This window comes from Cellulosimicrobium sp. CpK407 (genome assembly GCF_051844275.1).
Lineage (GTDB): Bacteria > Actinomycetota > Actinomycetes > Actinomycetales > Cellulomonadaceae > Cellulosimicrobium > Cellulosimicrobium cellulans_G.
In genome coordinates, this window is record NZ_JBGNYC010000037.1 from 1 (window position 1) to 11,719 (window position 11,719).

The window sequence follows — 11,719 nt, forward strand, 5'->3', positions numbered from 1 at the left end:
TCGGGGTGGGTCGGCCGAGGTCGGCCGGGGTCGGCCGCGGGCGGCCGGGGGTCAGCCGCAGGTCGGTCGGCCGTGCTCCGGCGTCGCGACGGTCTCGCGCTCGTCGGCGTCGTCCGACGGCGCGGCCGTGACGCTCACGGGACCGTCCGTGGCGTCGCCGCGGACGGCGAACGACTGGTACGCGTTCTTGCCGGGGGCCACCGAGGGGAAGCTCTTCGAGCCCCACGGCGTGGCGACCTCGACGTCGAGGCGCGCGTCGTCGTCGTTCACGACCCGCACGGCGACGTACGGCTTGCCGCCGAGGCACCGGACCTCGGCCGTCGCGGTGACGGCGACTGCTGCCGGAGACGTCGGGTCCGCCGCGCCGGGCGCGAGCACCCGCAGCGCGGTGAGCCCCGGGTCGCCGTCCTGCCACGACGTGCTCAGCGCGACGTACCGCGCCGTGCGGTCGACGGCGAGCGTGCCGCGGACGTCCCCTGCGCCGAGGGTGCCGACGTCGGTGAACGTCAGGCCGTCGTCGCTCACGGACACGACCGACTCCGGCGCCCCGCCCCGCTCCCAGGCGGCGACGACGGTGCCGATCTCGCGCGGTGCGCCCAGGTCGGTGACCATGCGGCCGTCCGGACCGGGGACCCACGCCGTGGTGGCGTCGCCGTCGACGGCGAGCGACGGCGACGTCATGCCGTCGGGCAGCACCGACGCGGGGAACGTGAGGGTGCTCAGCGCGTGGTCGGCGACCGGGAACGGGGTCGCGTCCCGGAAGGTGACGCGCGTGCCGGACGGCGTCGCCCCGACCGTGCGGGTCGCTCCCGTCTCGGCGTGGCGGAGCTCGACCGGCGTCCCGTCGCCGCTCACGCGGAACGACCGGGCGTCGTCGACGGCGACGGTGACCCCGGCCGGGGTCGCTCCGCCGTGCGCGGCGACCGTCGCGCGGGGTGCGAGGACGACCGCGTCGCCCGCGGGGACGGTGACGTCGAGCGTCGAGGCGTCCGCGCCGACCGTCTGCGTGCCCGCGTAGACGGGGACGGCCCCGCCGTCGTGCGGGACGGTGAGCGTCGTGGCGACGTCCGCGCCCGTGAGGTTGAACGCCACGACGTAGCCGTCGACGGCGCTCACGAGCACCGCCGGGTCGGCGGCCGTGGGCACGCGGGCCCCGGCCTGCGCGGCGGTCGCCGCGGCGTCGCCCGGGACCATCTCCACGAGCCGGGGGCCGGTCGCGCCGTCCGTGAGCCGGACGACGTGCCGCGTGTCGGTCGCGCGCGACACCGTCACCGGCGCGTCGGAGCCGCGCACGACGAACCCGGCCTCGCCCTCGACGTTGAGCCAGTCGCCGTCGCTGCTGAGCACCTGGTCGCCGGTGTACCGGAACGACGCGGCGTCGTGCCAGGTCCGGCCGTCGAGCGACGTCTGCACGCGGTACTCCTGGCCCGCGGCGACCTCCCAGCCGAGCTGGACCTGGCTGACCTCGGCCGGGGCGCCGAGGTCGACCTGGATCCATGAGTCGGGCTTCGTGCGGTCCGCGACCGCGACGGCCCAGCGGGTCGTGGCCGAGCCGTCGGTGACGGCGCTCGCGGGGTTGGAGCCGTTGGCGCTCGACGCCGTGGCCGGCTTGCCCGCCGCGACGTCCGTGCCGGTCGGGGAGAACGCGCGCAGGTGGTAGAGCGAGTAGCCGTACGCCGCGTCCCCGCGCACGCCCTGCATGCGGACGTAGCGCGTCGTGACCGGCGCGGGCTCGTCCGCGCCCTCCGGGGTGAGGTCGACGGTGTCGAGGCGCGCGACGTTCACGTCCGCCGGGGCCTTGCCGTAGGCCGTGGCCGTCGTCCAGGTCTGGCCGTCGGTCGACGTCTGGACGAGGTACCGCGCTCCCGCGCTCGCCTCCCACGCGAACCGCACGCCGCCCACGGTCGTCTCCTCGCCGAGGTCCACCTGGATCCACGAGTCGGGGCGGGTGCGCTCGCCGACCGCGACGGCCCAGCGGGTCGACGCGTTGCCGTCGGTCACGCGGGCCGCGGTACGGCCGTTCGCGGCGTCCTCGCTGGACGCGGTCGCGACCTTGCCGGCCGCGAGGTCGGTCGCCGACCCCTCGTCCGCGCCGTACGCGTGGAACGCGAACATCGAGTAGCCGTACTGCGGGTGGCCCTGCTGTCCGAGGAGCCGCACGTACCGCGCGGTGACGGGCACGAAGGTGAGGTCGTCCACGCGCGCGGCCTTGGCGTCCGCGGGGTCGGCGGGGCGCGTCACCGGGAGCGTCGCGGTGGTCTCGCCCTCGGCGGTCGTGTAGGTGCGCGACCCGTCGAGGCCGGAGTACCCGTTCATGTCGAGGTTGCGGACGGACAGGCTCGCGTCCTCGGTGCCCGCGCCGGTCGACGCGTAGACCGCGGCCCCGGTCGGGAGCGTGACCTGGCCGGCGTACCCCGTCCCGATCCGGAACACCGACGACGTGCCCTCGAAGCCGTCTCGCGGCCCGGTGTACGTCGTCACGTGCCGCTCGTCGACGGCCGCGCCGGTGCTGGGGTAGAGGTAGGGGGTCGAGCCCGAGACGTGGAAGAGCCACGAGTCGTGCGACGGGACCCAGGGGAACTTCACGAAGCCCTTGCGGCTCGACGCCGCGGCCCAGGCGTCCGCGGACTGCTGGACCGTCAGCCCGGGGCCGGCGCCGAAGTCGCGCACCCCGGCGAGGCGCTCGAAGAACGCGTCCTGCGGCGTCGGCTCGACCGGGCCCTCGGGGGACTCGGCGGCCTCGACGTGCAGCAGGTAGGAGATGGCGATCTCGGCGCGCGCCTCCGGCTCGTACTTGGGCTCGCCGGAGAACTTCGCGAGGCGGTAGACCGGGGCGTAGGACTGGTAGTCCGCGAGCGCGGCCGCGAGGTTCGCCTCGGCGCGCGCGGCGTCGGGGTCGCGCAGCACCTGGCCGAGGAACGCCATCGGGATGGCGTCGCGGCCGTAGAGGTACTCGCGGTCGGCGACCATCGGCATGAACGGCTCGCCCGCGTCGGACATGACGAGCTTGATCGACTCCCACAGCTCCGCCGAGTTGGGCTGGTGCGTGAGGATCTCCGGCAGCGGCTCGTCACGCAGGAGGAAGTGGATCGCGTTGCGCCCGCCGGACCGCCAGATGTCGGACTGGTAGTGCGGGCCGAACGACCCGTGGTTCTCCACGAGGTACGTGTCGTGGATGGTCTGCATGGTGTTCGTCGACACGGGCTTGCCCGCGACGACGGCCGGGTTGTTGCGGTCGGCGGTCGGCTGCCCCGCCGCGTTGCGGCCCCAGTCGCCGAGCTGCTCGGCCCAGCGCGCCGCGTCGGGGTCGTCGGGGGCCCAGGCGAGGCCGGGGGCGAGCGCCTGCGTGTAGACGCCGACCTCCTCCTGCGCCGTGTCGCCCTCGAACTTGCCCGTCGGCCAGTCGGCGGTCCACGACCCGGAGAGGGGGTCCTTGCCGAAGTCGAGGTCGGCGGTGTACGTGGACTGGCCGGTCGCGATCGTCGTGAGGTTGGCCTGCGTCGTCGCGTCGAGCTCGTCCCACAGCAGCGTCCCGGCCGCGAGGAAGTAGGACTGGAACGTCGAGTCCCAGAACAGCTTCTTGCCCCACGTGCCCGCCGGGTCGACGAACCGGTTGCTCGCGGCGTAGTGCCGGATCGTGGCGAGCGTGTGCGCGCGGAGCGTCTCCTCGGAGATGCCCGCGAGCTCGGCGTCGTACTCGCCGTGGGTCAGGAGCACGGCGTTGCCCAGCACGACGGCGAAGTTGAAGTCCTTGAGCTGGTACACCCCGGCGGACTCGTCCCAGACGGTCTCGACCCAGCGGGTGTGGCGCAGCAGCGCGCCGTAGTAGTCGGCCGCGGTCGCGTCGGGCGCGCCGAACGCGGGCGTGGGGTCGACCTCTGCCGTCACGGCTGCGGGGGAGGCGGCCGAGGGCGCTCCCTGCGCGACCGCGGGGGTGAGCAGCAGGGCCCCGGCGGTCGCGAGCGAGACGGCGGCGGTGGCGCGGCGGCGTGCGCGCCGTCCGGGCGGTGGGGCGGGCGGGCGGGTCATGGGGCCTCCGGGCGTCGTCGAGCGGCAACGGTGCTGGTGCTCGGGCGGGTGGTACGGGTGCGGGCGGGTGGGAGGTGGTGCGGTGCGCGCGGGGAGCGCCGGTCCAGGGTCGGACGACCGGCGCCCCCGCGCGGGTCGGGGGAGCTGCTCAGGCGGGGCGGGGGATGCTCACGCGGTGCGTTCCTCTCGGGTGGTGCGACGTCGCACGCGGTGACGCGAGGCCACCTGACAGCGCTGTCGACAGCGAGTATAGGCGGGGTTCTCCCGGGAGTGAAGGGAGCGCCGCGGACTTCGCCCGGTCGGCCGCCGTGACGGCCGACCGGGCGGTCCGCTCAGCCGCAGTCGACGGCGGGCACGTCGACCGACACCTGCGCGTCCACGGGCTCTCCGCCGAGCTCGCCGTGCGCGGTGACCACCGCGGTCGTCGCCTCGACGGCCCGCGCCCGCGTCGCGAACGACTGGTAGCCGGACGCGCCGGGCACGACGTCGGCGACCGTGCGCTCGCCGAACGCGGTCGCCAGGCCGAGCGTGAGCCCGACCGGGACGTCCTCGCCGTTGAGCGCGCGCAGGGCCACGTAGGCCTTGCCGGCCAGGCACCGCGCCTGCGCCTCGACGCGCACGTCGGCGGCGGTGCCGACGACGCCGCCGGACGACCCGACGACGACGCCACGGTCGGGGACGAGCCGCACGTGGTCGACGTTCACGTTGCCCGTGTCGCTGCGTTCGTAGCGCAGGCCGACGCGCGTCGTCCCCTCGCCCACGGTCACGCGCACCGGCTCCGTGAAGCCCCAGCGACGCCACCGTTCGGCGTCCTGCCCGAGGTTCGGGAACGGGACGGGGCCGGACGAGACGCCGTCGACCGTGAGCGAGAGCTGGCGGTCGAGGGGGGCGACGACCATGCCGTTGGCGTAGCGGAAGCTCACCTCGTAGGTGGTCCCCGGCGCGACGCCCGCGACGTCCACGGCGAAGGCCGCCCCCTCGCGGCTGAGGGTGCGGACGAAGCCCGTGCCCGTGTAGCCGGGGTGCTCGGTCGTCGTGATCGCGCCCCCGCTCAGCGTCCCGGCCTCGGCCTCGAGCACGAGCTCCTCGCGCTGGGCCGCGACGAGACCGCCCAGGGCCTCGGCCGCGGGACCGGCGGGCAGGGCGGCGAGCGCGGCGGCCGCCCGGTCGAGGGCCCTGCCCACGGCGGCGTCGTCGTCGCGCGTCGCGGCACGGACCGCGGCGGCCAGCGGTGCCCTCGCGGCGGCGGCGTCGCCCGCGGTGAGCTCTCCCGCCTCCTCGGCCGCGTGCAGGTCGGCGAGCACGCGCGGCAGCCCGACCCGCTCGCCGAGCCACGGCGCCACCGCGGTGTCGAGCGTCGCGAGCGCGCCTCCCCCGACCTGCTCGGTCGAGCGCGTGAGCAGGACCGTCCGCACGCTCTGCGCGGCGACCTGGGCGGCGCCCAGGTCGGCGTCGGCCGCCGCCGCGACGAGCGCACCGACCCGCGTCGTCAGCAGCGCCGCCGTCGCGGGGTCGAGGTCGCCGTCCGTGCGAGCGGCGGCCACCAGGGCCTCCAGGGCGGCGCCGTCCGGGTACGGCAGGAGCGCCGCCCGGGCGGGCTCGCCCGGCGCGCCGTCCGCCCCGGCGACGGCGAGCTCGTTGTGCTCCGTGTAGGACACGTCGGCCGCGTCGAGGGTGAACGCGAGCTCGCGCGTCTGTCCGCCGCCGACCCGCGCGGTCGTGCCCGCGACCGTCTCGCCGTCGAGGACCAGGTGCGCCTCCGCGACCGTGGTGCCCGCGTTCGCGACCTGGGCCGTGACGTGGACCGACCCGGTCGCCGGGTCGAACGTCGCGGTCGGCGTCCCCACGAGGTCCAGACGGGCGCGCTCGTACGGCGTGAGCTCCGCGAGGTCCTCCGCGGTGGCGGGCCGGAGCCGGACCGCCTGCCCGCCCGCCCCGACGAGCGACGCGCTGAGGACGTCGTCGGAGGTCACGAGGGACCGCGTGACCTCGACCGCCGTGGGGTTGCCCTTCCAGCTCGCGTCCTGGGCGTCGGCCCAGACCTCCGCGACGTACGTGACGCCGTCGTCGAGCATGTCCAGCGGGACGTCGAGCGTGCGGTCGACCTCGTCGGTCACGACGCCCACGTACCAGGTGTCGCCGCTGCGGCGGGCGGTCGTCACGTGGTCGCCGATCTGCGCGTCCACGCGCGACTCGTCCCACGTCGCCGGCATCCCGCGCAGGTACTCGAACGCCTCGGGGTGCTTCGCGTAGTTCTCGGGCGTGTCCGCGAGCATCTGGAGCGGGCTGTAGAAGGTCGTGTAGAGCGCGAGCTGGGTGGTGGTGGTCGTCTGCACCCGCGTGTTGAGCTTCGCCGGGTCCCACAGCACGTCGAGCACGCCCGGCGTGTAGTCGGCCGGGCCGCCGATCCAGCGCGTGAACGGCAGGATGGTCGCCTGCTCCGGCGGGTTGCCGTTCGCGCCCATGTAGTTCTGCTGCTCCATGCCCGCGACGCCCTCGCCCGTCATCATGTTGGGCCAGGTGCGGTCCTTGCCCGTGGGCTTGATCGCCTCGTGCGCGTTGACGGAGATGCCGTGCCGCGCCGCCGCCTCGACGACGCGCTGGTAGTGCTTCACGGCCTCCTGGTCGTAGTGGCTGCGGTTGACGCCGCCGAGCTGGAAGCGGGTCGCGTAGCCGGTCTTGATCGCGTGGATCCCCCACTCCTCGTACTGGGAGAAGATGCGCTCGAGGTTCTGGTCGTAGTAGTCGACGTAGCCGCGCGTCTCGTTGTGCGCGACGAACCCGACGCCCTTCTCGGCGCCGTAGCGCAGCACCTCGTCGAGGTCGACGTCGGGCATCGGCGTCGTGAAGTCCTGGTTGGTCCAGGAGCCCCCGGCGTTGGTGTTCCAGCCCTCGGCGAGCACGTACCGGGCCCCCGCGTCGGCCGCGAGGTCGATGTAGTCCTTGATCCGCGCGGTCGTGGCGCCGTGCTTGGCACCTGCGGTCCACGTCGTGTCGCGGCGCTGGAGCTCCCACCACACGCCGGTGTACGTCCCCGCCTCGATCCAGTCGGTCGTGTCGGCGGTGCCGTCGCCGTCCGAGTCGACGTCGCACACGGCGCACGGCGGGTTGAGGTTCTGGACCAGGTGCGACTCGGCGAGGTCGCCCGCCGCGCGGCCCACCTGCACCGTACGCCAGGGCGTCACGACGTTCTTCTCGCGCGCGTCGAGCACCGCCTTGGTGCCGTCCGGGAGCGCGACGAGCTCGCTCACCAGGGTCCCGGGGGTCGCGCCGCGGACGAGCGTCATGCTCGCGTAGTCCGTGAGGTCGGCCTCGTGGACGGCGAGGAACAGGTCGTCGCCGCGGGAGAGCGTGAGCGGCGTCTGCGCGTCGGGCACGTCGCCGACAGGCGCGGTCCTGTAGTGCTTCTCGTCCGCGTTCCAGTCCGTGCCGGCGCGGATGAAGTACGCGGTGAGGTCCGCCGGGAGCGCGAACTCGGTCCGCTCGGCCGTCACGACGAACGGGCCGCTCGCGAGCGCGTCCTGGTGAGGCAGGACGTAGCGGAACCCGACGCCGTCGTCGAACACGCGGACCACGACGTCCAGCGCCAGGCCGGAGGAGTGGCGCGCGTGCACGGTGAGCTCGTTCGCGTGGTTGCGCACCGACGAGCTCGTGCCCCACGCGGGTGTCCACGTCTCGTCGATCTCGTCGCGCTCGACCGACTCGACGGTCATCCCGGAGGTGAGGTCGACGTCGGGAGAGCGCAGCACGAGGCCGAGACCGGAGGAGCCGACGACCGTCGTCGTGCCGTCCCGCACGACGTCGTAGGTGAGGCGCCCGTCGACGACGCCGACCGTGAGGTCGAGGCTGCCGTCGGGCGACGAGACCTCGTGCCCGTCGAGCGGCTCGACGGCCGACGAGGAGGCGGACGCCTCCGGTGCGGCGAGCGCGGGAGCCGCGGCGCCGACGGGCGCGACGAGCGCGAGCGTGAGGGCGGCGCCGGAGAGCAGACGGGCGCGGCGGCGTCGTGCGGTCGGCGGGGGCGGGGTGGGATGGTGCGGCATGTGGTGGTACACGAGGCTCCTTGAGACGTCGTCGTCCTGGGGGCCGACGGCAGCCTGCGGTCGTGCGCGGGTGCCGCGCGGCGCGGCGGTCGCGGGGTGCGCGCCCGTCGTCGTGCGGTGGGTGGTGGTACGACGGAGGGGCGGGCCGGACCCGGTACGACCAGGTCCCGCCCGCCCCCCGCGTGCTCGGCTCGACCGGAGGTCAGCCCTTCACCGAGCCGGACATGAGTCCGCCGATGAAGTACTTGCCGAGGATGATGTAGACCAGCAGTGTCGGCAGGGACGCGAAGAGCGCACCGGCCATGGACACGCCGTAGTTCTGCAGCAGCGCGCCGTTCGCGAGGTTGTTCAGCGCGAGCGTGACGGGGCCGTTCTGGCTCGAGGAGAAGAACACCGCGAAGAGGAAGTCGTTCCACGACGAGGTGAACTGCCAGATGAGCACGACCACGAAGCTGGGGATCGAGATCGGCAGGATGATCGACCAGTACGTCCGGAACATCCCGGCGCCGTCGACGCGCGCGGCCTCGATGAGCTCGTGCGGCACGGTCATGTAGTAGTTGCGGAAGATGAGCGTCGTGATCGGGATGCCGTACACGACGTGCAGCAGGATCAGCGACGGCACGCCGCTGGGGATGCCCAGGTCCAGCACGAGCTGGTTGAGCGGGATCATCACGGCCTGGTAGGGGATGAACATCCCGAACAGGATCAGGGTGAAGACCAGGTTCGAGCCCTTGAAGGACCAGCGCGAGAGCACGAACCCGTTGAGCGAGCCGAGGAAGGCCGCGATGATCGCCGACGGCACGACCATCTGCAGCGTGCGCAGGATCGCGGGGGACAGCGCGGTCCATGCCGTCTGCCAGTTCTCGAGGGTCCACACCTGCGGCAGCGACCACGCGCGAGCGGGCGACGCGTCGCCGGTGCCCTTGAAGCTCGTCACGAGGAGCACGTAGACCGGGATGAGCACGATGATCACGAAGAAGATCAGCGCGGCGTACTTGAGGGTGCGACCCACGGAGAAACGGTTCTTGGGCACCGTGCGGTGCAGGTCGATCGGGCGCCCGGCGGTGTCCGGTGCCGGCACCGAGGTGGCTACGACGTCGGTCATCGCTTCTCCTGACGGTTGGTGCGGACCAGGTAGGGCACGATGACGACGGCCACGATGATCAGCAGGATCGAGCCGACCGCCGCGGCGTTCGCGTAGTCGAAGCTCGACTTGAACACGTACATGTCGACGGCCGGCACCTTGGTCTGGTAGTTCGCCGGCTTCGAGATCGACATGATGAGGTCGAACGACTTGAGCGACATGTGGCCGATGATGATGAGCGCGGAGAGCGCCACCGGCGAGAGCTGCGGGAAGAGCACGTGGCGGTAGAGCTTCCACTCGCTGGCGCCGTCCATGCGGGCGGCCTCGCGCAGCTCGTCGGGGATGCCGCGGAACCCGGCGAGGAAGAGCGCCATGACGTAGCCGGAGAGCTGCCAGATCGCCGGGATCGCGATGGCCGTGATGCCCCAGGTGACGTTGTTCCACCAGTTGTTCTGGAGGAAGTCGAGCCCGATGATCTGGAACAGCCGGTTGAGCCCGCTCGCCTGCGCGTCCTGGTTCGAGTTGAGGAGCCAGCGCCACACGACGCCGGAGGCGACGAACGACACGGCGAAGGGGAACAGGTAGACCGAGCGGAACAGGCCCTCGCCCTTGACGGGCTTGTCCATCATCCACGCCCAGAGGAAGCCCATGACGAGCGTGCCGGCGAGGAACACCACCGTGTAGAGGACGAGGTTCTTCAGCGAGTGCTGGAACGCCTCGCTGCCGAGCAGGTCGACGTAGTTCTCGAACCAGACCACCACGGACGGCTTCTGTCCCGTGGCCTGCGCAGCGGTGTGGTTGTCCGTGATCGAGGTCTGGAAGTTCGCGCCGATGAGTCCGTACACGAACACGCCGACGAGGATCAGCGAGGGGGCGAGCATCAGCAGCGCGGGGCCGGCTCGTCGCAGTGACTTGAGCATGGTGGGTCTTCCCGGTCGTGGGTGTGGGACGCGGCGCAGGGGGGGCGCCCGGTGTCCCGGGGACGCGTTCCGGTCGCGCGGGTCCGCCGCGCGCCGACGGGAGGTTCCCGACGACGCGCGGCGGCTCCGGTGGAGCGGTGTCAGCCCTGTGCGGCGGCAGCGAGCTCGGACTGGTAGGTCGCGAGGTCGGACCCACCGGACGTGAACTTGCTCGTCGCGTCGGAGATCGCGTTGAGCGTCGCGACCGGCGCGGCGGCGCCGTGCGCCAGCGAGGACACGATCGTGTCGTTGCCGAACGACTCGATCGCCGTCTGCTGGTACTCCGAGAACTCCGACGGGTCGGCGTCGGTGCGGGCCGGGATGGAGCCCTTGGCCTTGTTGAACGCGACCTGGCCCTCGAGCGAGCCGACGGTCTCGAGCCACGCCTTGGCGCCGTCGGGGTGCGGCGCACCCACCGGGAGGGTGAACGAGTCGGCGAGGAAGTCGAACACGCCGTCCGTGCCCGGGACCGGGAACGCGGTGAAGTCGGTGCCGAGCGTCTTGCCCTGCTCCTCGAACGCCGCGACGGCCCAGTCGCCCATGACGTTGAACGCGGCGTTGCCGTCGATCACCATCTGGGTCGCCTCGGGCCAGTCGAGCCCGTCGCGGTCGGTGTTGGTGTAGCTCATGAGCTTCTCGAAGTCCTCGAGGGCGGCCGTGACCTCGGCGCCCTCCCAGTCGGTCGAGCCGTCCCACAGGCCGTTGTAGCCCTCGGCGCCGAGGTCCGCGAGGAGCACGGTCTCGAGCAGGTTGACCTGGGTCCAGGTCGTCGCGACCGACAGCGGCGTGACGCCCGCGGCCTTGAGCTTGTCGAGGTCCGCCATCCAGGCGTCCAGGTCCGCGTAGGTCGCCGCCGGGTCGACGCCGTTGGCCTCGAGGACCGTCGGGTTGGCCCACACGACGTTCGCGCGGTGGATGTTCGACGGGATCGAGTAGATCGCGCCGTCGTCGGACTTGAGGCGGTCGACGAGGTCGGCCGGGAAGACGTCGTTGAGGCCGAACTCGTCGTACAGCGACGAGACGTCCTCGATCTGCGCGGCGTCGATGTAGTCCTGCAGCTCGGCACCGGCGTGCGCCTGGAACGTGTCCGGCGGGTCCTGCGCCTGCAGGCGGGACTGGAGGAGGTCCTTCGCGGCCGAGCCGGCGCCGCCGGCGACCGCGCCGTTGATGAACTCCACGTCGGGGTGCTGCTCGTTGAACACGCCGACCAGCGCGTCGAGACCCGCCTTCTCGGAGCCCGCGGCCCACCAGGTGAACACCTCGACCTCGTCGCCGCCCCCCGAAGCGCCTCCGTCCCCGGTGCCCCCGTCACCGGAACCACCGCCGCTGCACGCGGCGAGTGCGAGACCCACGAGGGCGGCCGTCGCCACCGTCGCGCTCGTCCTGCGATCGATTCGCATCGTGATTTCCCTACGCCTTCTTCGGTCGTGGGGGACCGGCGAGACGACCACGTCTCATCGGCCGGGCGCACCGGCGCGCCCTCGAACCCGCTGCCCATACAACGACCCGGTGTGGCTTGATGTCAAGAAATGAACGCAAGTGTCGCCGAATCGTGATCTTCGCGTCAGGTCCTGCACGCAACCAGCGGTTCTGTCGAGTCTGGC

5 protein-coding genes are annotated in these 11,719 nt (G+C 73.0%); all 5 read right to left on the minus strand.

Going from position 1 to position 11,719, the window contains the following annotated elements:
- Nucleotides 1-51: 51 nt before the first annotated feature.
- Entirely contained in the window at nucleotides 52-4,029 is a 3,978-nt protein-coding gene (locus ABWU78_RS15095; RefSeq protein WP_439158858.1) for a discoidin domain-containing protein, read from the minus strand.
- Nucleotides 4,030-4,361: 332 nt separating this feature from the next.
- Nucleotides 4,362-8,084, minus strand: a complete 3,723-nt coding sequence (locus ABWU78_RS15100) for a glycoside hydrolase family 97 catalytic domain-containing protein (protein WP_439158859.1) — start codon at nucleotides 8,082-8,084, stop codon at nucleotides 4,362-4,364.
- Between the two features lie 190 nt (nucleotides 8,085-8,274).
- The gene (locus ABWU78_RS15105; protein WP_253052372.1) at nucleotides 8,275-9,177 is read right to left on the minus strand and encodes a carbohydrate ABC transporter permease; all 903 of its coding nucleotides are present in this window, start codon (nucleotides 9,175-9,177) and stop codon (nucleotides 8,275-8,277) included.
- Complete coding sequence (locus ABWU78_RS15110) at nucleotides 9,174-10,076, minus strand: carbohydrate ABC transporter permease (RefSeq protein ID WP_237841486.1); 903 nt, start codon at nucleotides 10,074-10,076, stop codon at nucleotides 9,174-9,176. Before ABWU78_RS15110 ends, ABWU78_RS15105 begins: the two co-directional genes overlap by 4 nt.
- A gap of 140 nt (nucleotides 10,077-10,216) precedes the next feature.
- Nucleotides 10,217-11,515 (minus strand): ABC transporter substrate-binding protein, encoded by a 1,299-nt coding sequence (locus ABWU78_RS15115; RefSeq protein ID WP_253052374.1) that lies wholly within the window; start codon nucleotides 11,513-11,515, stop codon nucleotides 10,217-10,219.
- Nucleotides 11,516-11,719: the final 204 nt, after the last annotated feature.

What these genes read in the sequence shown, in the direction of transcription:
- ABWU78_RS15095 (WP_439158858.1), bottom strand. Translation starts at nt 4,029, where the DNA reads ATGACCCGCCCGCCCGCCCCACCGCCCGGACGGCGCGCACGCCGCCGC.
- ABWU78_RS15105 (WP_253052372.1), bottom strand. Translation starts at nt 9,177, where the DNA reads ATGACCGACGTCGTAGCCACCTCGGTGCCGGCACCGGACACCGCCGGG.
- ABWU78_RS15110 (WP_237841486.1), bottom strand. Translation starts at nt 10,076, where the DNA reads ATGCTCAAGTCACTGCGACGAGCCGGCCCCGCGCTGCTGATGCTCGCC.
- ABWU78_RS15115 (WP_253052374.1), bottom strand. Translation starts at nt 11,515, where the DNA reads ATGCGAATCGATCGCAGGACGAGCGCGACGGTGGCGACGGCCGCCCTC.